We start from the raw sequence: 25,214 nt of genomic DNA on the forward strand, positions 1-25,214 counted from the left end.
CTTTGCAGTATTGAGGGCATAACCCCGGCAGATATCGGAATCATCAATATCCTGGATGTATCAACCTTTGTTGAAATCTTAAACAATAAGGGTGAGTTGGTGCTGCAGAATCTGCAGAACACTCCGATTAAGGGCCGGCTTCGGAAGGTAAGCAAAGCAGACCGATAAACTCAAACTAGGGGCGAAACAGATAATTGAAACATAGCGATGAGGGAATGTCCTAGGTCAAGAACTGATGTAGGCTATTTTTCCCTGCTCAAGTATGAAGTTCAAATATTGAAGATTATCTTAGCAGTGACACCTTACTTGATACAAATGCAAAAGACATTATGCCAACTCTTGATGATTTACCAGAATACCGGAATATGGAATGCAGATATACTCATAAATCATTTGTATTTGAATCTGACTCGGTTGCTCTCATTGTATACCACGATGATAAAACGTATATAATAACCGCTATGCCCCAAACCGGATCAGCAAGGTGTGGGGCATAGCGGCTATAACAAGATTATTTCTTTGAGTTAAAACTTTTAAGGCTCAGTGAAGTCGCGGCCAGCGGATGATATTCGCTTTTACATTATTGAATTGGATTCCATCTTCTGTTCCGGAAAGCACAACAATGTTCGATGCTTTAACATTATGGAGGCTTAGATTTCCGTCCTTTTGTAGATCAATAAAGATCGTTCCTTGGACAGTAATGTTATTTAGGCTGTCATTGTTGCCTTGGATATAAAGACTGTAATCCAGGTTTGTGTTTTGCAGGGTCAGATTATCTCCCGTTATGACAAGCATTTTATTAAATTGTCCGGGATTATTGCTGTCGGTGCCTCCCAAAGTACGATTACCGACGGTTAGCAATTCATGGGAAGATAATTGAGTTATAACGTTGTTTGTTACTACAGCCTGCCCTCCCAGGACGGAGAGATTTTGCGGAAAGTTTAATTTAGCATAGTCCAGTATTGCGTTATCCATCGTTTTATTCGTAAGAATAATCGGGGCAAAATCTCGAGCTGCCAAAGGGACACCGGTTAATGCATCAACGAGAGTTTCGCCGTTTGCAACATAAAGTGAGCGGTATTTAAGGTCATTGGCAAAATTCTTTAAAACCTCTAAATTTGTATCATATTTGGTAGTGCCGGCATATCGTTCTCGGTGACCCGGGAGACTGTTTTTTACATTTTCAGAAACAACAGCCGTTCCGCCGATAACATAGCTATCAGTTATTAAATTCTGAATACCAGCAAGATAGTCTGTTACTTTAGGAGGAAGCTGATTTTTTGTTGTCGCGAGAACGGGCATTTTCTGGGCAGAAGCGATAGATCCAATGGAAAGGGCATCGGCGGGACTCACCCAGCCGGCTACCACAACAATCTTAGTGAAATCAGCCCCTAAAGACTGCATTTTTTTAGCAATATTTACAGAGGTTTCATACTGATCATAACCTCCAAGCTCGATAGGAGTGATCCCCATGGACTTCAGCTCACTGATCACGGCCGGTTTAATGACGGCCATTCCGCTGGTGATATAAGCTTTAGAAGGCTTGAGGCGAGCAATTTCCGCCTTAGCATAGGGATTTAAGCTGTTATTTTCATCGGTCAGAAGTATGGGGGCGTCAAGCAAAGAAGCAAGGGGTCCTGCGGCCATTGCATCGATGAGATTGGGCCGCATCCCCGCAGAAAGAATGATCGAATCTGTAGTTTCTTTCCAGCCGGATTGGGCGATTTTGGCAGCTGTTTCATACTGGTCGTATCCGTCGAAACGGGTTTCAGGATGAACGGCAGTGGTTGTTGGCAGCTGAATTGGCTGGGCTACAGGAATACTTTGAATAAAGCATTGGTTATCAAAATAATTTGGGAAATCATTTTGGGAAACAGTTATTATAGTTCTGTCTTGGTAAGCCATATAAGTTACTTCTCTGCTCAGAAACGATAAGGTATCAACTTTAGTAAAACTGTCGGTGCCCGTAAACTTATTGTCATATACACTGATTGCTCTTGGAAAAGGATTATCATTAAATCGAGTATTGGCAGTATAAAAACGATGATAAATTTGATCAAAGGCTGCATCGGTAAAGGGAGAATCCAAGCGGGTAAGATAAATTAAATCCTTATCAAAGACATTGCCAATACCATTAAGCAGATATTGACCGTCGGGGGAAAGACGGAAATCATCCGTGAGAAGAAGTATCTTTGAATCTTGTTTGTTACGGGACATTAAGTCATGAGAAGACCCAAAAACCCCGTTGTTCATGCCGTAGACATAAACGTTAATAATGCTTCGGGTATAAAGATCCTCTTCTACCAGATATAATTTGTCGTTCGAAATTAAGAGCTGGGGAAAGCCCTGTGAATCAAGCATACGCTCGCCGGTATAATATATATGCGAATTAACAACGCTCAGGTTACTTTGGTAAACCTCGCTGTCCTGAGTCTTATGATCAACCATTTGTCCTGTGCTGCGGGAGAAGCTGGTTATCTCAATGCCTTGCATAGTATAAGCAGCAATGTAGAAATAGTCACCGTTTACGGCTATATCATCAGGAACTATACTAAGGGGAATTTCCTTTGTCAGCTTAAAATGATCAGGATCAATGATGGCTACTGTTCCGGATGAATCTTGCCTGAGGGAGGGCTGATTGTCCCGCTGCATAAGGGTTACATAAAGCTCGTTGTTATCGAAAGCCATTTTTTCCGGAGGCAGCGCTAATTGGATGAAAGAAATCATTTTAGTTTTATAATTAACGGCATAAATCCTTCGGTTGGTATTGTCAGTCAAATAAATTACAGGTCTATTAGGATCAATTAAGGAATCCGTCGGGTTAAAATTAACAGGGATGACCGGACTAAGGGGATCCGGCTGATAAGGTACAGGAGAGGTGCTGACATCGGAGGATTCAACAGCCATGCTGCCATGGCTGCCACCGGTTGTCAGGGCAATCAGCTTGCCGTTTTGATAAAAAACCTGACGAACATAGCCATGGGCTGTAAATGCTGCATTTTGCTTAAAAGTTCGGAAACCATAAGGATTGTCATAGTCATAATTATAAGCTTTAACTATGGTGGGGTCTTTTCTGTCAGCGACATAAAAATCATTGGTCTCTGAATTAAAGGCCATAGAAAATAAATTATTGGGCAAAGAGGTAACCTGGTTAAGGTTGGCATCCAGAACAACGGAATCAGTCGTAAATATATATTCACCATCGGCAGAGACAAACAGTTCTTTAGGCAAGTTAGTGACGTCAAAAACCATGCGAGATAAATTATTGCTTCTGACCCCATCATCATCAGAAACATCGTAGCTGGACACTACGACAGTTCTAGTTCCGATAAATGAATAGAGTCGATTCAATTTTGGATTGAATACAAGCTGACTCTTTGGCTCGATTTCCGCGCCTGAGGCTGTCTTTTGTTTGGTCCGACGGGAATAGGTCAGCAGGCTATGATCTGTTGTGTTGTAAGGGAGAATATAAATGGAATCTTTATTGACGATCATATCGTTTGGCACAAAGTCCAGAAGTATTTCATCAGTTACTGTAAATGTCGAAGTGTTTATTATGACAATGGATCCGGTTGCGGAAACATCAATTAGTGGATCAATGTTTGATTTTTGTAAGGCAACATAAAGTTCACCGTTTTGAACAGCCAACTTGACCGGGATTCCATCAAAATTGAGCGACGATATTTGTTTGGTCTCGAAATTGGCTGAGTAAACCCTTTTGTTTCGATCAGAATCTATTAAATATACAATCGGTTTGGTTGGATTTATTAACGCCTTGGAAAAAGGAAAGGGCAGATCTAATATCCGTGTTAAAGCAATGTTTGAACTTTCAACAGCATTCGCGACGGGGATAGAAACTAAAGAAAGTTGGAGGATGACCAGAACGAATGCTAATGCTGAAGCTATTTTTTTCATAATTATGTTGTTATGGCCTTTAAGAATTGAATTTTTCAAAGATGATCTCCTTTCTCTTGCCAAGATGATGATGACAGATTTAAGGATAGCTTTACTACGGTTGTAATTCAACTGGTAAAGGATGTAAGAAACAGTATCAATCTTTAAAAGGGAATTATCCTCTATGCTAAGCAAGTTTACGCCGAAATGGGTGGGGGAGAATTGCCTCTTGATGATCGGGGCTATGTTGAACCAACCCGGTGGTTTACGGGCGCTTAGCCGCACTGACGAGGATGACCATTGAGGGTTTGAACAGGAGAGGCTTATTATAAATGAAACCGATCGGACCTCCCTCGAAAGGTTGGAGGCATTAGCTTCTAAAATTTAAAAGTATTGCGGATAAAGAACTGACCAACCAGCAACTCGATGATCAGGACTACGAGCTGATTCGTGGCTTTGGCGGGCAGTTTTGGATCGGTCAAACCTTTCTGGCTGACCGGTGAGGATGCCGACTACAAAAACCACCTTTTTGTTTGCCAATTAAAGAACAAGGCAATGAAGCGGTTTGGTGCTCATCCGACCTCGATTGCCCAATACTCTCTTTGACGATTCGGGATTGGGATGGTGACGGTCTGGTGGTGGGACGAATAGGGATTTACCAACTGCTTCTCTGCTTAAAATCATTGGGGGCTTCCTGACATAGGGGAATAATAGGGTTTTAATTAAAATATCGTAAAAAGAAACATTGTTGGCAGGGTTTTACAGAATAACGAAGAATTTAGATTTATTAATAGGGTTTGCCACAAGGAAAAGCCAAGCACTGCAATGGTCAAGACGATGGATATAAAATTACGAATTTGAGAGAGGGAAAATGATGGAGGAAAACAAACAAATACAGTCGGATACCATACCTGAACTGGCTACGGAAAAAAACATTCTTGGACGTTGGGCCGGATTTTTTATTGATCGATACCGGATCGTCTTTTTGATAATTGCTGCGCTAATCATCTGGGGGGCAAATTCTTACTTCAAAATCCCTAGGGAACTGCAGCCGGAAGTCATTTTGCCTTTCGGCCATGTGATGACAGTGTATAGCGGTGCTGCTCCGGATGAAGTAGAGAAACTTATTACTGATAAAATCGAGAAAAAGATGACCGAGTTAAACAAGGTTAAAAAGATATCATCTTCCTCTGGTTTTGGCTATTCCTCGGTTTTTGTTGAGTTTGAAACCGGAGTAGATATAGATGATATGCTTGTAAAGATGCGCGAAAAGGTTTCTGCGGTTAGAGGTGAGCTCCCCAAGGATGCAGAAATCCCTGACGTATCCAATTTCGAAACCAATAACTCGCCGATTATGATCATCAATGTTACCGGTGACTATGATTTTATAACCCTTAAAAGCATCGCAACCAGAATCAAAGACAGTATAGAAACTATAACGGATGTTTCGGATGTACAAATCATTGGCGGGCTGGAACGGGAAATTAAAATTATTGTGGATCCCCAAAGGTTGGCTCATTATGCCATATCATTGGAACAAATTAAAAATGCCATTACCCTGTCCAACATTAATTTTCCCGGTGGGAGCATCGATCTCGATTATAAAAACTATAATATTCGCACGGTGGGAGAAATGGAAACCGTCGATGAATTAAATGGCGTGGTAATTACCTACCAGGGTAGCAACCCGGTATTCTTGAGGGATATTGCTCAAATTGAGGATGGTTACGCCGATCCGGATTCTTACTCCCGGTTGTCTTCCGGGCTAGAGTCTTCAAACCCGGTAACAAAAAATTCCGTAGCTCTTTCCATAAAGAAAAAAGAATCTGCCGATGTCATTAAAACTGCCCAAAAAATTCATGAGAAGATAAGCTTAGAAAAAGGTAGTACCTATCCTGCTGACCTGCAGGTGGAAATTAGCGGCGATACGGCGGTATACGTCAAGGATCAGTTAGGCGGGGTTACCGATAACGCTTTTTCTGGCTTGTTGTTGGTAGGTGTAATTCTATTTCTGTTTATTGGCCTTAGGGAATCTTTTGTTGTTGCCATTGTTATTCCATTATCCATATTTGCCGCCTTCGGCTTAATGAAGAGTTCAGGAATGACCTTTAACAACATCACCTTGTTTTCCTTGATCCTGGCAGTTGGTATGTTGGTTGATAACGGTATTGTAATCATGCAAAATATTGCTCGTCTACGTACAATGGGATTGGATGCAGCGAGAGCAGCCGCAGCAGCTACCAACCAGATCGCTCCGGCCATAGCTTCTTCCACCATGACAACTCTGGCTGCTTTTTTCCCGATTATGCTGACGCCGGGAATCATGGGCCAATTTATAAAACCAATCCCGCAGACAGTTATATATGCCTTAAGTGCTTCATTTATTGTGGCCATTACCATTACCCCTGCTTTGTGTTCCATGCTGCTCAAAAAAACAAAGGGCAACGGAATAGAGGTAAGTAAATTTATACCCCCCAGGATTAACTATATTATTTCACTGATTTTTGTGGTTTGCCTTACAATGTTGGCCTTCCGAACCGATCAGGGTGGCATCTTCGGTTTCGGCATTGTATCTTTAATTTTTACCATTATTATTGGTAGTGGCTTAGTGATTAAAAACTATCGCCAGCGACACGAAAAAAAGGGATCATTTACATTAAAAAAATACGGTGAATTTATAGAACAGGTTATCCAAAGCAAAAAGCGGCGGTGGGCTGTTTTAGGGATCACGTTAACTGCCTTTGTATTAAGCATCCTGTTGATACCACTGGGTTTTTTGAAGGTTGAGATGTTTCCACCTTCGGATTTTACCCGCTTATATATTAATATTGAGACTCCCAAGGGTAGTACACTTGATACCACCTCAGTCATAGCAGAAGAAGTGGAAAGAAGGCTATTTGCATTCCCGGAAATTAAGAGTTTTGTCTCCAACGTGGGTATTACCGGTGCAGACAGCTTTGATGATTTTAGCACCGGTATGGGAGCCACTCCCTATAAGGGCAGGGTAGTCATAGATTTGTACGATGAAAAAGATCGTGAACGCTCCAGTATGGAAGTAGCAGCGATTATGCGGGAGAACCTGAGAGATATCCCTGGGGCTAAAATTTCGGTATCAGAAGTAGGAAGTGGTCCTCCCACGGATGCGCCCATAGTTGTGAACATAAGGGGAGAAAATTTAGATGAGCTAAAAAAGGTAGCCAACGATTTCACCTCCATACTAGAGAAAATTGAAGGAACCAGGGATGTGAAGCATAGCATTCAAGAAGGTACGCCTGAGCTGCAGGTTAAGATTAATAAAGCCAAAGCTGCCAGTTTAGGCTTGGATGAGATGACCATTGCTTCAGGTGTCAGAAATGCTGTTCACGGTCTAAAAGCCACCACTTTCAGGAAAGACCAGGACGAGATTGACGTGTATATCCGTACAACAAACGATAAATTATCCTCCATCCAGGACCTTGAAAACTTGTACCTTTATTCCAAAGCAGGTCAGCCAGTTCCGTTTAAACAGGTGGCAGTACTGGAGGAGAGTAAAAGCGTAACGGCAATCAGTCATGAAGACTCAAAAAGACAGGTAACTGTGACTGGGGAAATAATGACCGGGATCATAGCCGGGGATGTGACCAAAAAGTTTCTGGAGTCTACCGCTGCCTATCCTTTACCTACGGGTATAACCATCACACTTGGAGGAGAAAACCAGGAAATTGAGGAATCCTATTCAGATATGTTTACCAATATGAGTATTGCTGCTGTGCTGGTGTTTCTAATTCTGGCGGTACAGTTTAATTCCCTCTCTCAACCATGGATTATTCTGTTAACTGTGCCTATGGCTATGATCGGCGTTTTGCCAGGGTTGGTGATTACAGGCAATAATTTTGGGTTTGTTTCCTTTGTGGGAGTCGTTGCCCTTGTAGGTATTGCGGTTAATAACGCTATTGTACTGGTAGACTATATGAATTATATGCGCAAAAATGGCTATGAGATAAAGGAGGCGGTTAGCCAGGCGGTTGGAGTCAGGTTTGTACCAATTATGGCAACTACCATTACTACTGCCGGGGGCATTTTGCCCATTACACTAAGTGAACCGTTCTTTGAGCAATTGGGTTACGCCATAATTTTTGGCTTGATGGCTTCCACCCTGTTGACGTTAGTTATTATTCCTGTTCTGTATACCATGTTAGAGGAGCGAAAAGAAAAAAGGCTTGAGAAAAGCCGGAATCAGTCATTTCAAGGAGGTGGGACTAGTGAAAAAGATATTAATATACTTTCTGGTAATTAGCCTTCTTTTGACCGGTTGCGGTCAGGTCAAGTCGGGGGTAGCTCCAGCCGAAGAGGAAAATGAAAAATCACAGATTGTCTATGTTAAGACCAGTCCGGTAGAAGCTGGGGATTTTGTACGATTTCTCTCGTTACCCGGTAATTTACAGCCGTCTGAGCAGGCTTATATCACCGCTAAAGTCAGCGGGACCGTTCAAAAAGTCTACGTAGACATTGGCACCAAGGTAGGTAAAGGACAGTCCTTGTGTAAAATAGAGGATACAACCTTTGATCTGCAACATAGAAAAGCTTTTTCGGATCTATCTGCGGAACAAATCAGGTATGGGGATGCAGAAAAGAACTATGAACGCATGAAAGCCCTATACGAAGCCCAGGCTATTGCTAAAGCGGATTTTGAAACTATAGAAAGCCAATTCAAAATGGCCAAGGAAAACCTAAACCGGGCCCAGTATGATTATGAATTGGCCAGTGAAAACCTAAAAGAAACAAATATAACAAGTCCTTTGTACGGAACAGTTAGTTTGAAAGACGTATCTGATGGAGAAAACATCGGTCCGGGAAAATCTATATTCGCCGTTGTGAGCACAGATCGAATGTACGTTCAAACCGGGGTTGCGGAGCAGGATATCGTTGCTGTAAAAGAAGGGCAACGGGTCACAATCAATATCGGTACGCTAAAAGACAACACTTTTGAGGGCCGGGTCACCCATATAGGACCGGTTCCTGATCCTTCGACAAAAGCCTACCCAGTAAAAATAACAGTAGAAAACCGAGATAATTTGCTTAAGGCAGGAATGTTTGCAACTGTGGAAATAATACTTGATGAACGCAAAGACTCCCTGTCCGTACCCAAAGAGGCAGTGATCACGGAAGATGGACTAAAATATGTTTTTGTAGAAAAGGAAGGTAAAGTTGAAAAGAAATTAATAGAAATAGGCTATGCCAATGATAACCGCTTGGAGGTTCTGAGCGGGCTGAAAAGTGACGAGATGGTTGTTTCGGTAGGTCATAAAGACTTAACCGACGGTAGTTCAGTAGAGATAAAGTAGTTTTGGTTAGTAGTTTACAACTGAGGGGGTTCCGTATAATCTGCGGAACCCCCTTAATTTGCACGAGGCGGTCTATTTCCGTTTATGGAAAGAAAGTATTAACACTATCAATGTCGCAAATGAAATCATAAGCGTCAATGATTGGTAAACTCCCATATAAGCGTGCAGGATTACTGGCTTTCCATTCCACATTGTTCGAAAGGCTTAGACATTGACACAGAAGAACCGTCCCCTTGTGTCCCTTGAATACCCTCCTGCGCTGATTTAATGCAGGAGGGTATTTTCAGTTAGACGACCGGGTTTTCAGACAATGCCTAGCTTCGTCCAGTTATGGGGGATGGTCTATTATCCGTGCCCCCGAAAGGGTTCATGGCAACATGATCCATCGTTTTGTCTTCGCATGATGCTTGATCATGTTGCATCTTAGTAATATGTTTCATTTCTAAATAAATTAGGATAGCGGTTAATAGGGTTGCTAATCCATCTGCAATAGGGGCTGTTCTCCAGATGCCATCGATTCCCCAGAATTTTGGCAAGAATATCAAGAGAGGGATAAACAGTAAAACCTGTCTGGACAGACTGAGTATAATGGAGGGGATTGCTTTTCCCACGGCTTGAAAGTAACTGGAACCAATGATCTGAAAACCAATTAAAGGGCACAACGCAAAATATACAAGCATGGCTTCAGCCGTCATTTGCGTAAGTGCCACATCGTTGTTACTGAACAGTCCCACAATTTGGATTGGCCATAGATAGATAGCTAAAAAGCCAAGGATAGAGATCCCGGTACCTGCGATGGTTGCCTTCTGCAAAGTCTCTTTTACTCGGGCATATTGCTTCGCTCCATAATTATAACCAATAATGGGTTGAGCTCCCTGACTAAGGCCTACGACAGGCATCAATAGTAACATAGAGACGCTCATAATGATTCCTACGGCAGACAAAGCCAAATCTCCGCCATAGGCGAACAGACTTTTGTTAAGTATCAGGTTTTGAAGGCTGTTCGCAAGCTGCATAGCAAAAGGTGCGAATCCTATGGCTACAATGCTGGTTAGAATAGCAATCTGAGGTTTTGAGATTTCGCAACCTGATTTTTACTATGCTTCGTCCTGAAAAGAAATAGCTTAATACCATAAACGTCGTAACCATCTGACCTAATATTGTTGCTAACGCTGATCCTTTAATACCTAAGCCCATTTTAAAGATAAAGATATAGTTAAGCACCACGTTGATAAACGTGCCCGTTAGTTGTGTAATCATGGCCAATCTGGGATTGCCTTCTGCTCTTATAAAGTTGTTCATGCCCATACCCAGTGAGCCTAAAACGGAACCCAACATGATAATGTGCGTGAAATCTCTGGCATAGGGTAAGACTTCCGGACTGGCACCAAATAGAATCAGAATGGGATCTGAAAAAAGAAGATAGATGACTGATATAATTAGGGGTAAGATAATTAACATCGTTAAGGCGTTGCCGATGATTTTTTCCGCTTCTTCCTTTTTCTGTTCTCCCAGACGTATAGAGATCAACGCTGTAGCCCCAATTCCTATCAGCATCGAAAAGGCCATCAAAATAAGCATTATTGGAAAGGCTACTGTTGTCGCCGCAATAGCCAGTGATCCAATTCCGCGGCCAACAAATATTCGGTCAATAATATTATAAAGTGCGTTCACCAGCATACCGACGATTGCTGGAAGGGAGAATTTCCAAAGCAAACTGCCAACGTTCTGCTTCCCCATGGCTAATTCATTGCTCATTATTAATCCACCTTCTATAATTTGTTCATAAATTGCACAACGTTCTTTAGGTTATCTGCAAACTGCTCCATTTCATCGGAATCGACATTCTGAAATAGTTCATGCATACTCTGGATGTGATTGGCAATAACAATTTCTATTTGTGCCTTTCCGGAATCGGTCAGCGTTACCAAGGACTTTCGACGGTCATTGGCAAAATCGCAACGTAAAACAAAACCGGACTCTGTCAATTGGTCTATTAAAGTGGTTACACTGCCTTTCTCCATATATAACATCTTAGCGATTTCTGTGGAGGTCAAATTTTTAAACCGATATAACATCATAATGATTTTGACATGATTTTTCTTCATGCCGGTTTTACTTTCATTATTTTTTCTAAAGGAATAAAGAAATTTTTCGTGAAACATATCCATAAAACTAAAGAGTAAATCATGTAATTCCCTAGTCTCAGAATAATTCAAAGCCTACACCACCTATCTGGTTAGAAATCTAACTGTTAGAATACTAACCTAGTTTACTCCGATCATTTATTATCGTCAAGTATAAATAAAAGAATGGGTACCTATTGGGTGCCCTTTTATAATCTAATCTATCGAGCAGTCATGCTTGTTCGCAAATGGACGCCCCTTGACATAGATTTTGAAATATTTGGTGATTGGTAGAAGGAAAAGCGGGAAGTTCGGCGAAAAAGAAACTATACGTCAAATGTTGTCCATAAGGGCGCATTCGCTTGAGGGTTGAATTAAAGCCAAAGGTTTTTGGGGGTAAATTAATGCGTTATATCGGAATTGACTTAGCGTGGACCTATACCAACGAATCGGGAATTTGTGTGATCGATGACAAGGGAGAAATCGTTTATTGTGAGTCTCAGGTGTTCAGCGACGAAATGATTGCGGCGATCGTTGAAGAGTATGCCCAAGAAGGAGCAATCGTGGGAATTGATGCTCCCTTAATCGTGAATAACGAAACAGGCTCTAGATCCTGTGATGGAGCTATAATGAGAGAAAAAATCAATGGCAGAAATCTGTCCGTTTTCAATTGCAGTAGAAGCTTTATGTTAAAACACTATAGGTTAGTTCGAGGAGAAGAAGTCGTAAAAGCCATTAGAAATCGGATGCCAGTTTTTTTCCTCACAGGTGACTTAACAAATAAAAAGCACGTGATTATCGAAACCTTTCCCACGGGAATAACTTTAGGCCTTTTTCCTGACGCTTTTCCAATTAAATACAAAATCAAACATAAGGTTAAATTTGAAACAACTAAAACGGAGTTGGGTCGGATGGTTAACCTTTTGAAAAGATTGAGTGAATTCAATCCCCCCGTCCATAATATAGAAGATTTTTTTAATCATTCATCAAGCATTCAAGCAATGTCAAAGAAGGAGTTTAAAAACCTTGAGGACAAGCTGGATGCTTTTTTATGTGCTTACGCCGCTTATTGGTTGGCCAATCATAAAGGGAAGGTTTTCGGGGATGATCGGGATGGGTTCATTACTATTCCAATTATTGACGAGAATGAAGTCCGTGACGGTAAATCAGAGAGGATAAAAGTCTACAATAAACTGATTCGCGATAAAATACCCCAGATCATCGAGGATAACGGCAAGAAAGCCATTATAGAAAAAGTCTCGGGCAAAGAGTACCTGGATTTATTAAACGTCAAGTTAGGGGAAGAGCTTCAGGAGTACCTGGACAGCCAAAGCGTTGAAGAACTGGCGGATTTAGTGGAAGTGGTCTACGCCATCTTGGATTATAAAGGGGTTTCTCGGCAGGAATTCGAGGATATCAGAAAGCAAAAGGTTGAGGAGAGAGGTGCTTTCCGGGATAAGCTCCTGCTGAAAGAAGTTAACAACGGTTGAGAGGTTGAAGCAAATTGACAGAAACGATCAAGCAGAAGGGCAGCCTGGGCAGTATCGCCGAAGATCTCTTTGTCGAGCTGTTCTGTGATACCTTTGGTCCGGATCAAGCTGAGTATCTCTTTCTTCAGTATCCGGTCACCGATATTTATGGACATAGACGCTCCATAGATTTTGCTCTGGAAAGTGAAGACTTAAAAATAGCCATCGAGATTGACGGTGAAACCTATCATAACCCCAATAAGGTCTCTTCTAATAAATATTATGATGACCTTACCAAGCAAAATAGCCTGATCTATCATAACTGGAAGATTTACCGCTGGGTATACAACCAACTGAAGCATCAGCCTGAGAAGGTCAAGGACGAGCTGCGGATTTTTGTCGGGGAAATACCCTCCTTTAGAATGCTGGAGGATTATCTGCCTAAGCAAAAGGGCAAGGTGATTGAACTGCGGGAACATCAACAAGCTGCTTTAGACAGCCTGCAGACCATGCGCGAGCAAGGGGAGAGTATCGCTCTGCTTTATCATGCTACCGGAACCGGAAAAACTGTGACCGCAGTCAGTGACGCCAAACGTCTGGGGAAAAGAACCCTGTTCTTGGCTCATACCAAAGAACTGATCACCCAGGCAAAAGGCACCTTTGAGGAACTTTGGGATCAGGCAGAGACAGGCCTTTATGTGGCTGAAGAAAAGGCTAAGAACGCTTATGTTGTTTGCAGCAGCATTCAAAGTGTTGCCAGAAATCTTGAACGGTTTAAACCGGATGACTTTGGCTATGTCATTGTCGATGAATGTCATCATGGAACGGCAGATACTTATAGGAAGGTTTTGAGTTATTTCAAACCTGAATTCACTCTGGGGCTTACGGCTACCCCGGATCGAGCAGATGGCGAGAGTATCCTGGAGGACTTTAAAAATGTGGCTCATAAACTGGATTTGCAGCAAGCCGTGGAATTAGGGGAGCTTGTTCCAATCAGGTGTATTCGAGTCAAGACCAATGTGGATCTTTCTGCGGTAAGAATCAATGGCATTAAATATTACGCCCAGGACTTAGAAAGCAAACTCTTTGTGCCGGAAAGAAATAAGCTCATTGCAGAAACCTACTTGAATTTTGTTCGGGATAAGAAAACAGTGGTATTCTGTGCTTCCGTACACCACGCTCAAGAGATTTCTGCCTTGTTTAAGGAACAGGGAATTAATTGTGAGGCTGTCTCCGGTTCTATGAAGTCAGGAGAAAGGTCGCGGATTTTAGATCTTTATGAACATGGAGATATCCAAGTCTTATGTGCTTGTGACCTTTTAAACGAGGGCTGGGACAGTCCGAAAACAGAAGTTTTGTTCATGGCCAGGCCGACGCTTTCCAAAACACTTTATGTTCAGCAACTGGGCCGAGGAATGCGCAAGTGCGCGGGTAAGGACTATCTGATGGTCTTTGATTTTATTGATAATGCTGGCTTATTTAACATACCCTACTCCCTGCACAGGATGTTTAACCTGAAGGAATATAGGGCGGGAGAGTACGTTGTTGCTTCCCAGAGACAGTTTGAGCTGGACAGAGATTTAATCGCCAGAGGAGAAAAACCATCTGCTTTTCTGGATTTCCCGGTGAATGTCGCGGATTACGAGCTGATTGATCTATTTAACTGGCAGGATGAAGTGAAAGGGATGATATCTCAACTGGAGTTCGTGAGGATGGTGGATGTGCAAACAGAAACCATCGAACGGTATTTGCGTGAAGATAAGATAACACCAGATTTAGAGGTACCCTTCGGAGATAAAAGGAGCTTTAAGTATTTTAAAGTAGCAACCGTAGAGAGCTATGCTAAACAGTACGGCTGGGAGCTGATCAATCCTGCCAATATGAAAGATAAGTTTATGGACATGGTCAGGACCATGGATATGAGCTTTTCCTATAAGCCGGTACTGCTCAAGGCCATGCTTGAGCATGTTGACGAAAGCGGAAGAGTTCGGGTCGAGGACATGGTTAATTACTTCATGGATTTCTATAGGGCCAGAAAAGAGAGCGGGCTGGTGGTTGAGAAGAAATCCAGTTTGTATTGCAAAGACGGATATACGAGAAAGGATGTTGAGAGAAATATCTTTAGCAATCCCTTTAAGCGGTTTGAGGATATGCGGTTTATGAGCCGGTGCCGGGATATTGAGTATGTGGAGTTTAATCGGCATGTTTGGAAGAGGATGACGCCGGAGGAGAAGGACTGGATTGTTGGGTGGTGTGATGAGAGGTTAGAAGAGTATTATAGGAAGCGGGTTTAGATGCTTAGACAACTGATTTTTTCGCCGTACCTTAGAAGAAGTTTAGGGGCTCGAAGAAGATTAAGTGTTTTGAATATCACTGTGAGGAAAGAAGGGGGAGACGATCAGAATGACAAATGCTTTCTTGGAGTTATGGTATTTGTGGCTATTAGTTTTAGTTGTTTTTGTTTATGGATTATATAAGCCCAAAATCAAAGGAATCATTGGTGAGAAAACAATATCGGCGTTCTTAACAAGGTTAGATCCAACCAAATATAAGGTCATAAATGATTTAATGTTGAGAGTTGATGGGAAGACATCCCAGATAGATCATGTAGTCGTGTCAAATTACGGGATTTTTGTAATAGAGACGAAGAATTATAAGGGATGGATTTATGGAGACGAGTATGGGGAGTCTTGGACACAAGTAATCTACAAGCGAAAAGAAAAATTCTTTAATCCGATAAGGCAAAACTATGGCCATATTCAGGCTCTGAAGCAGAATTTGCAAGAATATCAGGAGCTGAATTATGTACCTATTATTGTTTTTTCCATTGATGCTGATTTAAAAGTAAAGACAAACACCAAGGTTATATATTCTGTTGAATTGCTGAAAACGATTAAAGGGTTTACGGCGGAAACCATTACAGATCAGCAAAAAGAAGAGATATATTCGAAATTACTAGCTCTAAATGTAAGTGATAAGGAAGCCAGAACTCAGCATGTCGAAGGAATACATAAAAAGAAAGCTAAAGTGGCGAACCAAGTAAGCGCTAATAGTTGTCCCAAGTGTGGCGGGGAGTTAATCACGAGAAAGGGTAAATATGGAGATTTTAAAGGGTGTAAAAATTATCCGAAGTGTAGGTTTACAATTGCCAACTAGGCAAAAGCTGAATATGAGCATGTCCTTCAAACATAACTAATGTATAAATTGGAAGAATGGCTGAATCGATCGGAGGTCTTAAGCATATGAGTAATAAAAGAAAAACTCCAAATGCAAATGCTCAGCAACTGCTGTTCGCACAAGTAGGTGGTATCTGCCCTATTTGTGCTGATCCGCTTGTTTACACAAAATCAGGAATATCACAGTATCAGAAAAATTATGAGCTGGCTCATATTTATCCGCTTAACCCAACCAAAGAAGAAGAGCAGCTTTTGGCTGATGAGCCTCGGCTTAGCGATGATGTAAATTCGATAGACAATTTCATTCCGTTATGTTTAAAGTGCCATAATCGGTTCGATAACCCACGCACCGATGAAGAGTATCGTAAGCTTTATGCTTTGAAAAAGCAGCTAATTGATGAAGAGAACGCAAAAAACCTCTTTTCTCAATACACTATAGCCGAAGAAATCCAGACCATTATTTTGACGCTATTGCAAGTTGATTTAGGCAGTGCAGAGGAAAAACTTGAGCTGACCGCATTACAAATCGATCAGAAATTGAAAAACGACTTTAATCCCATTACCAAACGACATATTGTAGCGGATGTTACAGATTATTACCCGTTAATCAGACGTTTATTTTCGAGTATTGAACGAGACACACCGGGAAAATTCAATGTCATTGCAGCAAATGTTCATGCGTTTTATCTGAATCTCAAACTGAAGGTCACAACTCAGGAAGAGATTTATAACGAAATGGCAAAGTGGCTATATATTAAAACAAAGCAAGGCTCACTTGATGCATGCAAAGTTATAGTCGCCTTTTTCATCCAAAACTGTGAGGTGTTTGAGTATGTTGCCGAATAAAGTGGTTACTTTCTCTGAGAGCTTGATTTGGTATTTCTCTGACATTTTAGAAGCAGTTTCGGAGTGTGACATCGGCGTTAAAGATTTATGGGGAAAGATGGAATCAAAAATTAACGATATAAATACATTTTTACTCTGTTTAGATGCGCTGTATGCGCTGAATAAACTTGAATATATAGAAGAATACGGGGTGTTAAAATATGTTAAAAACAATTAAATGTGATAGTTTTAGAACCCCCATTGTGAATTTTCATGCAGGTCTGAACGTCATAGCAGGAGATAGTAAGGCGGCAAATTCGATAGGAAAATCAACCATGTTGATGATTATTGATTTTGCATTCGGCGGTTCTTCCTATATTACGAAGAATAGCGACGCAATTGAAGCGTTAGGGCAACATGTTTTCAATTTTGAATTTGAGTTTCAGGATAAGCCTTATTATTTTTCAAGAAGCACTGAGAGGGATAAGTTTGTTTCATGCTACGATTCGGATTATAAGGTAACAAGCGAAATAAAGTTATCTGAATACACAAGTATGCTGAAAAAGCTCTATGGAGTGGATTTGCCTGAAATATCATTCCGAGATATAGTAAGTCTTTACTCCCGTGTTTGGGGAAAGAAGAACTATGATATTGACAAGCCATTACAAATCGCAGGCGAAGCGGCAACAAATGCAGTTATTCGCTTTATTAAGCTGTGCAACAGGTATTCAACAATCAGTTCGCTGGAGGCTCAGATCAAAGAGCTAGAGGATGAAAAGTCAGCACTGAACGCCGCCTCTAAAAAATCGTATTTGCCCTCAATCACTAAAAAGGAATATGATAAATCGCTTAAGCAAATTGTAGAAATTCAAGCTGAGATTGATGCTATTTCGGCCGACCTCGAAGGGATACGTTCCACACGAGAAGCCATTATCTCCAAAGAAGTCTTGGAATTGCGGAATATAAAAAGCGGTTTGACACAACAGAAAAACGCATGTGAAGACAGGTTGAAACGGACACGCCAAAACCTAAGTTCTCGTAATCCGGTTGTACAAAAGAAGATGGAGAAGCTGTCAGAGTTCTTTCCCACTATGGACGTTAGCCGTTTGTCCGAAGTTAATAATTTCCACAGCAGCATCAGCAACTACCTGAAAGATTCCCTGAAAAAAGCCGAGCGCGAGCTTCTAGCGCAGATCGCTTATTTGGAGGAAGAGATACAGAAGTTAGACGCAGAAATAACATCGAAGCTGAACCTTACGGATACTCCCAAATATACGGTTGACAGACTGTTGGAACTGGCAGCAGAGAAAAGCAAGGTTGCTCAGGCGGTTGAGATTTACGAAAAGAAAAAAGACTTGGATGAAAGCTTGAGCAAAGCGAAGAAGGATCTCAGTGAGATTAAAGAGAAAATCCTTGCTCAGATCAATGCTATGATAAATACTGCTATGGTAGAGTTGAACAAATCCATAAATACCGATGGTAGAATGGCTCCGGTATTGCAGCTGGATGAGAAGAAATACATATTCACCGTCCAGAATGACACCGGTACCGGTAAAGCATATACCAGCTTGATAACACTTGATTTGGCGGTATTGCAGACAACCGAATTGCCGTTTTTGATTCATGATACAATGCTGTTCAAGAATATTGAGAACAATATTTTTGAACACATTGTCGAAGTCTATCAGAGCCAGTCAAAACAAATGTTCATTGCGGTAGACGAGATTAGTAAATTCGAGTCCAATGCTATGAAGGCGCTTGAGGATAATTGTATTCTCAGATTGTCTTATTCAAATACCTTGTTTATCAAGGACTGGAAAAAGGTCACGTCAGAAAACGTTTCGTAAATATACCCGTATCTGGCAGTCTAAATGCCAGCGGAGTTGAGTCCTGATTTCAGGAAGGTACAGTACTGATGGCACTTTTGCTCACAGAACTGAAATAAAAGCAGCTTATCATAGGGGAGGAGAGCTAAATAAATAGTCAAAGGATTACAGAGATAACAAAGCGTGACATCATTGATTTGATAAACTGTGGAATAACACTTCCATATGAAGATGAGCCGAAAAAGATGTTTTGGTATGGTCGATTGGATGATGTAAAATTCTTAAAACGTTTATATAATTTGAGCGAAATGCCATCATATGATGGCCGCTTTAAAGATGCCGAGGGCGATATTTGGCAACATACAATCAACAATTATGACTATGACTACGATTGGATCTTTTTTGACGATAGATTCGGCCTCGAAAAAGGCACTGACGAAGTTTTCTTGAAATTTATCTGCGAAATGTTTCATCCAGCTGTATTGAAGCAACAAGTTGACGATAAAGAAACTGTTGAATATGTGTATTTTCAAGAGATTTCAAGACTTTTAGCCGCTGATGGATATGAGCTTGTAGTAAAGACAAAATTGTCTGAACGTCCAATTTTTATATGGAAAGACTTATTAACCAAAAACATTGTTATTGAAAAATAGGTAAAAACATTGACCGAGTCATTTAACTCTGATTATATTAAAGCTCAAATTATTCAAATGAACGATTCGATTGAGAAAAACCCAACAGATGCAATTGGCAAAGCCAAAGAACTGATAGAGATATGTTGCAAGACTGTATTAGAACGCAAGGGTGTAACAATCAATAAAGATTGGGAAGTGCCACGTCTAATGAAAGAAGCTTGTAAGGTGTTGAAGCTGTCGCCTGACGATATTACTAACACTGCAAAAGCCAGTGATACCCTAAAATCGATTTTGGGTAATCTGGCACACATTGCACACGGAATGGCAGAGCTTCGCAATCCATACGGAACTGGACACGGAAAACCTGAGAGCTATAAAGGACTTTCGCCACGTCATGCTCGTCTTGCAGTAGGTGCTGCAACTACTACTGTGTATTTCATGTGGGAGACTTATACTAAACAGGATTAAAAACCAATGACTAAATTCGCTGGATTCTCCCCGATTGTTGTGTCTGAGAATATTGAGTAGCTGCGTGCTATTATTTTCGATAAGATCACTAAGGGGAAGAGTACACTGTTTTTTTATTAACACTCATATTGGGAGGGCGATAACAAAATGGAATTATTTAAGCAATGCAAAACAGGTAATTTAACTTCTCCGGTACTTGTGCTGACCGCGGCGAACGTGGTTCGTTGATCAAATGTTATATAACATCTGGCTAGCAATGGAGTTCACTGCCTGATTTTAATCTACTGAATTAAGGGGATGTATTTTTGTGGAGTCGGAACTTATGATTAAACATTTGGCAGCACTATTAAGGCAAACAATTCTAAATATGGAGAAGGACGATTTTGCCAAGTCTGATTGGTTTTTGAGATTTCCCCATGGATGCTGTGGCGACACAAGCAATTTGCTTTCTAGGTTTCTACGTGACAATGGGATAAGTACTGAGTATGTGAGTGGATTTAGAGGAAATCAATCACATGCTTGGCTAGAATATGACAATTTAATCATTGACATCACTGCTTATCAATTTCCCGAAATCAAGGAAGAGGTATTAGTAACCCGAGATAAATCATGGCACGACAAATTTAAACGGCAGGAACGATCGGATGGGGATTTTGAACGGTTTGAATCCTATAACAGAAATAGATTGAGTAGCATGTATGCAAACATACTACGAAAAATATCATCTAAGGAACAGGTGAATTAACCAATATATGACGCTAAACTCAGAGAGCTCGACCGTATATAGTATTAGACATGTAACATCCATAGGTACTATTCTAATGTGCTAGACATCACATGTTGATCTTGGTTAGCTGAAAAGTCAGAAGACAAGTCAAGTTCGGATTTTTTAGCGTTGGATAGTTTAAATGATGTTATCGCACAACTCCCTAAGGCCAGAATCGGAGAGGAAATGCGTAGTACGTTTAAGACGATATTCTCGGAACTTTTAAAATACGATGAAATGGAAGAGATAGCATCATTAGAGGCGTTTTGGAGATCATAATATAAGCAGAAATGTTAATGATACGATGAATAGAATCTTTGATGTTCTTAAAAAATTTGTTGATGAAGATGATATGTATAGAATAGCACAAACCACACGCCATATAACAGCAGATGGCGATGAAGCTCCTGTAATAGATTTTGTTAAGAATAGCAGGATTAAAATTATTATATATAATCAACTGACAATTATTGCATTTGATTATAGGACTCAAAAATACATACTGGTACAAGACAAGTATATGTTTGCAATTCAAAGTATAGGTCTCGATTTTGAACTAGATTCTGCCATTATTCAAGGCGCTGTCATGATAGCCATTAGTGAAGATTGTTTAGATTTGAACTCTGGAATCACATCTCTTGATATCATTAATAATTGTTTGGGGTTGGAAGACGAAAACGGTGGAGAAAATATCAGCTTTCAATTTTCTCAAATATCTCAATTATTTGAACCATACTGTTTAATTAGAGTAGACGAAGATAGATTTCAATTACAGTTTGAAGAGGATTTTAATCGCTTTTATGGATATATCATTACGAACGAGAGCAATCAAATCCCATCTAATGCTGTAACTAGACTTAATTCAACACTATTATTGTTAAGTAGTCGTAGCATTGCAGCCTCGATTATTAACTGCATGGAAAGTCGGTTAATTGAATATTCATTTCTCCAGTTATACCAATGTCTTGAGTATCTCTATATCATCAATAATAGCATATCAATCTCGCTTTCTCATGGTATTTCACAAGAAACGGCTATTGATATTGTGACCTCGTATAAACTTAAAACAGCTGAGGAAGAAAACTTATATCAAGTTCTAAAAGCAAACACTCCTGAAGTTGCGGTTCAACCTCTCTATGACGAAATCAGTTCAACTTGCGATGAAAATGCCGATAAACACAGGGTAGTTGCTGCATATATATATAAGATTAGGTGTAACATTGCACACCTTAGATATAATCAAGACAACATATTATCTACAATTGAATGGAAAAAATTAATTGATTCTTTGTCTGAAATAATCTACTCAACTTACCAAAAAATGGACAATAACATTAAAAGTATTTGCTTAAATAAAGAGACGTGGGAAAAATTTGATTGGAAATTAATGAGCAGATGAACTGCCCATTAGCCATATTCTTAGTACTAAAAACTTAACTAATTCCAGTCTCCGAATTAGAGGTGCATCATGTCAGAAATCATCTATGGCTTATATGAGCAAATCATTAACGGAATCATCAACGAAAACCTAAATAAAGTAGATCATAAACTTGTCATTAAAGATACTCAGCCGCTTGATTCGGCTGAGTCTTCTAAGATTTTGGCGGAATACCTAACAAAAATTCTACGAGAAATTTTTGACTATATCGAAGATGGGGACTCTGTCGTCAGAGATCGTGTCAATTTATGTAACGGTATCTTGCAGTACATAGCAGAGTGTATTCAAAAAGGGAGCTTTACTTTTAAAAAGGATCATGACACCTTAAAACGAGTTGAGAGCTTTCTAATAAGTCAGGATGCCCAGATGTTATTGTCCCTTGTAGACAAGAAAGCAAGCAAACAAAAAGCTTTGCAAGGTTCTGAAAAGTCTGTGAGACCAGAGACCTCGATCTCAGAGAACTCCCTCTTTACTGGGGCGGTCCATGAGCCGAGCATGACCTCCGAACTGAAAAAGGAAATCTTAAGCAGTGACAGAATCGATTTTCTCGTTTCGTTTATCAAGTGGAGCGGCTTACGGTTAATCATCAATGAGCTGACTCAGTTTACAATGGGCGGCGGCAAATTGAGGGTTATCACCACCTCCTATTTGGGAGCCACGGATTTTAAAGCCGTCGAACAACTCAGTAAACTGACCAATACTGAAATACATATTTCCTATGATACTGAACGGACTCGCCTTCACGCCAAGACCTATGTCTTTTGGAGAGATACAGGTTTCAGCACCGTATATATTGGATCATCGAACATCTCTGAATCAGCCATGACGAGCGGATTGGAATGGAATATTAAGTTATCCCAATATGACTCAGGGGATATACTGGAGAAAATCCGGGCCACCTTTGAAGGGTATTGGAATAATCTTGAGTTTACGCCTTTTATTGCAGCCCTTGATTCCGAGCGCTTGAGAAAAGCGTTAAGGTCTGAGCGAAGAAATAGTCAGGATGAAGTCAATGACTTAGCATTTCACTTTGATCTGAAACCGTACTATTATCAGCAAGAAATTCTGGACAGATTGAAGGCTGAGCGGGAAGTGCATCACTCATTTAAAAACCTGGTGGTTGCGGCCACGGGGACGGGTAAGACAGTTATCGCTGCCTTTGATTACCGGGATTTTTGCAGGGCATACCCCAATAGACCTAACAAACTGCTCTTTGTCGCCCACCGAAAGGAAATATTAAGTCAGAGTTTGGCTTGTTTTCGAGGGATACTCAAGGACCTCAACTTTGGCTCCATGATGGTTGGTGGCCTAAAGCCGGATAACTTTGATCATTTATTTGTTTCCATCCAATCCTTTAACTCGAAGGATTTAACAGAGGTCACTTCGTCTGACTTCTATGATTATATTGTGATTGACGAATTCCATCACGCCGCAGCCCCATCCTACCAAGAACTTTTAGAGTATTATAAGCCGAAGGTGTTACTCGGACTGACGGCAACGCCTGAGAGAGCGGATGGACGAAGCATCTATTCATATTTTGAGGGCAGAGTTGCTGCCGAAATCCGGTTATGGGAAGCTATTGAACGGAAATTGCTCAGTCCCTTTCATTATTTTGGTGTGACAGATAATGTTGACCTCAGTCAGGTTCAATGGGTTGCGGGAAATTACGATGAGCGGGAAATAGAGAACCTCTATGTGTTTGAAAAAGCCGTTGCCGAAAAACGAGTTGGGTATATTATCAACGCCCTGGAACGTTATTGTCTGGATCGTTCCGAAATTATCGGAATTGGCTTTTGTTTGAGTAAAAAGCATTCTGAATTTATGGCTCAGGTTTTTAACAAAGCCGGGATTCCTTCAGAATTTCTAGTCGCGGAATCGGAGAGCGCTGTGAGAGATAACGTGAAGCGGCGCCTGGTAACGAAGGAAATCACCTTTGTTTTTGTGGTGGATATATATAATGAAGGAATTGATATTCCAGAAGTGAATACGGTTCTTTTTCTGCGGCCGACGGAAAGCTTGACTGTCTTTTTGCAGCAGTTAGGTAGGGGTTTAAGACTTTGTGAGGGAAAAGAGGCCCTGACAGTTTTGGACTTCGTGGGACAAGCGCATCAGAGGTATTCCTTTGAAGACCGTTTTAAAGCCTTGTTATCAAGGAGTCGAAAAACCATTGAGCAGGAAATTAAGACGGGTTTTGCCAATGTGCCTAGAGGCTGCTCCATCCAATTGGAAAAACAGGCCCAGGACTACATTCTGGAGAACATTCGAAATGCCATTAATACTAAGCGTAACATACTCAGCAAGCTCTATGATCTTATCGAAACCAAACAGGAGCTAATGGTCAGGGAGTTTTTCGAGGGTTATCATGTGACACCCCAAGACGTTTACAGCAAAAAAGCAACAGTTGTGGGACTGGCGGCTCAAGCCGGTTTCCTCAAGGGCTATCAGGTCAATGCCGAGAGGGAACGATTAATGGCTTCAGCGTTGGGGAGATTGTCTTTGTTGAATTCCAGGCGCTGGAATAATTTTATGCAGAAGATCCTGCCGCAAATTCTTGTAGGTGAAGGTTCTTTATTGCCTTCGTTGACCGAGGTGGAACGGACAATGCTGACCATGCTTCACTATACCTTGTGGGGCAAGGGGCTGAGTGATCTGGGAAATAGGTTTGCTTCTATAGAAGAGGCGATATATTGGGTTATTAGTGATCCGCGACTTTACCAGGAACTAATGGATTTACTGGATTTTCAATTCGGTAAGATCAATTTTGTCGATAAGCCGTTGGTTGGGCTTGAGGATGAATTTCCACTAGACTTATATTGTGCTTATACCTTTGATCAGATTTTGGTTGCTCTGGGAAAACATACGGAACAAAAGAGGAGCTCTTTCCGGGAAGGAGTTCTCTACTTAGCTGAGAAGAAACTGGATGTGTTTTTTGTGACTTTGAATAAGTCAGAAAAGGACTATTCTCCGTCAACCATGTATCAGGATTATTCCATCAATGAAGAGCTATTTCATTGGCAGTCGCAAAGTCGGACGACGGTGGAATCCCTGACAGGGCAGAGGTATATTAACCAACCTGTTAATGGTGGAAAAGTATTGTTTTTTGTAAGGGAGTATAAGAAAGAGGGAGTTTTTGCTTCGCCCTTTACCTGTCTGGGCTTTGCTGATTTTCAAAGTCACTATGGTTCGGCACCGATTAGTATTGTCTGGAAGATGAAGGAGCCGCTACCGGGGTTTGTGATGAAGAAGACGGTAAAGGTTTGATGGTGT

19 protein-coding genes and 1 pseudogene are annotated in these 25,214 nt (G+C 40.9%); 16 read left to right on the top strand and 4 right to left on the bottom strand.

Annotated elements, in window-relative coordinates; translation table 11 throughout:
- Positions 1–168, top strand: a 168-nt coding sequence (locus tag HGJ98_RS05915; protein ID WP_291350161.1) for a DbpA RNA binding domain-containing protein, incomplete at its 5' end; no start/stop codon positions are given.
- Positions 169–540: 372 nt separating this feature from the next.
- On the opposite strand, the gene HGJ98_RS05920 is transcribed toward HGJ98_RS05915, so the two are convergent.
- Complete coding sequence (locus HGJ98_RS05920) at positions 541–3,954, bottom strand: cell wall-binding repeat-containing protein (RefSeq protein WP_291350136.1); 3,414 nt, start codon at positions 3,952–3,954, stop codon at positions 541–543.
- 147 nt (positions 3,955–4,101) lie between these two features.
- Between HGJ98_RS05920 and HGJ98_RS05925 the strand changes: the two genes are divergently transcribed.
- The 3 genes from HGJ98_RS05925 to HGJ98_RS05935 all read left to right on the top strand — a co-directional run bounded on the left by HGJ98_RS05925 (position 4,102) and on the right by HGJ98_RS05935 (position 9,218).
- Complete coding sequence (locus tag HGJ98_RS05925; RefSeq protein ID WP_291350162.1) at positions 4,102–4,173, top strand: hypothetical protein; 72 nt, start codon at positions 4,102–4,104, stop codon at positions 4,171–4,173.
- Between the two features lie 595 nt (positions 4,174–4,768).
- Positions 4,769–8,170 carry an efflux RND transporter permease subunit gene (locus HGJ98_RS05930; RefSeq protein ID WP_291350137.1) on the top strand — a complete coding sequence of 1,134 codons (3,402 nt, stop codon included), beginning with the start codon at positions 4,769–4,771 and terminating at the stop codon, positions 8,168–8,170.
- A complete protein-coding gene (locus tag HGJ98_RS05935) occupies positions 8,136–9,218 on the top strand; it encodes an efflux RND transporter periplasmic adaptor subunit (protein WP_291350138.1) in 1,083 nt (360 codons plus the stop codon). The genes HGJ98_RS05930 and HGJ98_RS05935 overlap by 35 nt, the downstream gene beginning before the upstream one ends.
- Positions 9,219–9,290: 72 nt before the next feature.
- On the opposite strand, the gene HGJ98_RS22330 is transcribed toward HGJ98_RS05935, so the two are convergent.
- From HGJ98_RS22330 to HGJ98_RS05945, 3 genes and pseudogenes are all read right to left on the bottom strand, one after another.
- Positions 9,291–9,410, bottom strand: coding sequence for a putative holin-like toxin (locus HGJ98_RS22330; RefSeq protein ID WP_367142675.1), 120 nt, complete (start codon positions 9,408–9,410; stop codon positions 9,291–9,293).
- Positions 9,411–9,532: 122 nt separating this feature from the next.
- Positions 9,533–10,976, bottom strand: a pseudogene (locus HGJ98_RS05940) (MATE family efflux transporter).
- A gap of 14 nt (positions 10,977–10,990) precedes the next feature.
- Positions 10,991–11,437 carry a MarR family winged helix-turn-helix transcriptional regulator gene (locus HGJ98_RS05945; protein WP_291350139.1) on the bottom strand — a complete coding sequence of 149 codons (447 nt, stop codon included), beginning with the start codon at positions 11,435–11,437 and terminating at the stop codon, positions 10,991–10,993.
- A 311-nt stretch (positions 11,438–11,748) separates the two neighbouring features.
- On the opposite strand from HGJ98_RS05945, the gene HGJ98_RS05950 reads away from it, so the two are divergent.
- The 12 genes from HGJ98_RS05950 (at position 11,749) to HGJ98_RS06005 (ending at position 25,208) form a co-directional block, all read left to right on the top strand.
- Positions 11,749–12,834 (top strand): DUF429 domain-containing protein, encoded by a 1,086-nt coding sequence (locus tag HGJ98_RS05950; protein WP_291350140.1) that lies wholly within the window; start codon positions 11,749–11,751, stop codon positions 12,832–12,834.
- Between the two features lie 14 nt (positions 12,835–12,848).
- Positions 12,849–15,107, top strand: a complete 2,259-nt coding sequence (locus HGJ98_RS05955) for a DEAD/DEAH box helicase family protein (RefSeq protein WP_291350141.1) — start codon at positions 12,849–12,851, stop codon at positions 15,105–15,107.
- A gap of 109 nt (positions 15,108–15,216) precedes the next feature.
- A complete protein-coding gene (locus HGJ98_RS05960) occupies positions 15,217–15,969 on the top strand; it encodes an NERD domain-containing protein (protein ID WP_291350142.1) in 753 nt (250 codons plus the stop codon).
- 86 nt (positions 15,970–16,055) lie between these two features.
- Positions 16,056–16,835, top strand: coding sequence for an ABC-three component system protein (locus HGJ98_RS05965; protein WP_291350143.1), 780 nt, complete (start codon positions 16,056–16,058; stop codon positions 16,833–16,835).
- Positions 16,822–17,052: an ABC-three component system middle component 7 gene (locus HGJ98_RS05970; protein WP_291350144.1), complete on the top strand. Its 231-nt coding sequence runs from the start codon at positions 16,822–16,824 to the stop codon at positions 17,050–17,052. The genes HGJ98_RS05965 and HGJ98_RS05970 overlap by 14 nt, the downstream gene beginning before the upstream one ends.
- On the top strand, positions 17,036–18,661 hold the full coding sequence (locus tag HGJ98_RS05975) for a DUF2326 domain-containing protein (protein WP_291350145.1): 1,626 nt from the start codon (positions 17,036–17,038) through the stop codon (positions 18,659–18,661). Before HGJ98_RS05970 ends, HGJ98_RS05975 begins: the two co-directional genes overlap by 17 nt.
- A 152-nt stretch (positions 18,662–18,813) precedes the next feature.
- On the top strand, positions 18,814–19,293 hold the full coding sequence (locus tag HGJ98_RS05980) for a hypothetical protein (protein ID WP_291350163.1): 480 nt from the start codon (positions 18,814–18,816) through the stop codon (positions 19,291–19,293).
- A 9-nt stretch (positions 19,294–19,302) separates the two neighbouring features.
- Positions 19,303–19,743, top strand: a complete 441-nt coding sequence (locus HGJ98_RS05985) for an abortive infection family protein (protein ID WP_291350146.1) — start codon at positions 19,303–19,305, stop codon at positions 19,741–19,743.
- A gap of 322 nt (positions 19,744–20,065) precedes the next feature.
- On the top strand, positions 20,066–20,488 hold the full coding sequence (locus HGJ98_RS05990) for a transglutaminase-like domain-containing protein (protein WP_291350147.1): 423 nt from the start codon (positions 20,066–20,068) through the stop codon (positions 20,486–20,488).
- Positions 20,489–20,638: 150 nt separating this feature from the next.
- On the top strand, positions 20,639–20,788 hold the full coding sequence (locus HGJ98_RS05995; RefSeq protein ID WP_291350148.1) for a hypothetical protein: 150 nt from the start codon (positions 20,639–20,641) through the stop codon (positions 20,786–20,788).
- Positions 20,789–20,813: 25 nt separating this feature from the next.
- The gene (locus HGJ98_RS06000) at positions 20,814–21,908 is read left to right on the top strand and encodes a hypothetical protein (protein ID WP_291350149.1); all 1,095 of its coding nucleotides are present in this window, start codon (positions 20,814–20,816) and stop codon (positions 21,906–21,908) included.
- Between the two features lie 69 nt (positions 21,909–21,977).
- Positions 21,978–25,208: a DUF3427 domain-containing protein gene (locus HGJ98_RS06005; RefSeq protein WP_291350150.1), complete on the top strand. Its 3,231-nt coding sequence runs from the start codon at positions 21,978–21,980 to the stop codon at positions 25,206–25,208.
- Positions 25,209–25,214 lie beyond the last annotated feature (6 nt).

This window comes from Desulfosporosinus sp. (genome assembly GCF_014237355.1).
GTDB lineage: Bacteria > Bacillota > Desulfitobacteriia > Desulfitobacteriales > Desulfitobacteriaceae > Desulfosporosinus.

What these genes read in the sequence shown, in the direction of transcription:
- HGJ98_RS05930 (WP_291350137.1), top strand. Translation starts at nt 4,769, where the DNA reads ATGGAGGAAAACAAACAAATACAGTCGGATACCATACCTGAACTGGCT.
- HGJ98_RS22330 (WP_367142675.1), bottom strand. Translation starts at nt 9,410, where the DNA reads ATGTGGAATGGAAAGCCAGTAATCCTGCACGCTTATATGGGAGTTTAC.
- HGJ98_RS05950 (WP_291350140.1), top strand. Translation starts at nt 11,749, where the DNA reads ATGCGTTATATCGGAATTGACTTAGCGTGGACCTATACCAACGAATCG.
- HGJ98_RS05960 (WP_291350142.1), top strand. Translation starts at nt 15,217, where the DNA reads ATGACAAATGCTTTCTTGGAGTTATGGTATTTGTGGCTATTAGTTTTA.
- HGJ98_RS05965 (WP_291350143.1), top strand. Translation starts at nt 16,056, where the DNA reads ATGAGTAATAAAAGAAAAACTCCAAATGCAAATGCTCAGCAACTGCTG.
- HGJ98_RS05970 (WP_291350144.1), top strand. Translation starts at nt 16,822, where the DNA reads ATGTTGCCGAATAAAGTGGTTACTTTCTCTGAGAGCTTGATTTGGTAT.
- HGJ98_RS05975 (WP_291350145.1), top strand. Translation starts at nt 17,036, where the DNA reads ATGTTAAAAACAATTAAATGTGATAGTTTTAGAACCCCCATTGTGAAT.
- HGJ98_RS05990 (WP_291350147.1), top strand. Translation starts at nt 20,066, where the DNA reads ATGATTAAACATTTGGCAGCACTATTAAGGCAAACAATTCTAAATATG.
- HGJ98_RS06000 (WP_291350149.1), top strand. Translation starts at nt 20,814, where the DNA reads ATGAATAGAATCTTTGATGTTCTTAAAAAATTTGTTGATGAAGATGAT.
- HGJ98_RS06005 (WP_291350150.1), top strand. Translation starts at nt 21,978, where the DNA reads ATGTCAGAAATCATCTATGGCTTATATGAGCAAATCATTAACGGAATC.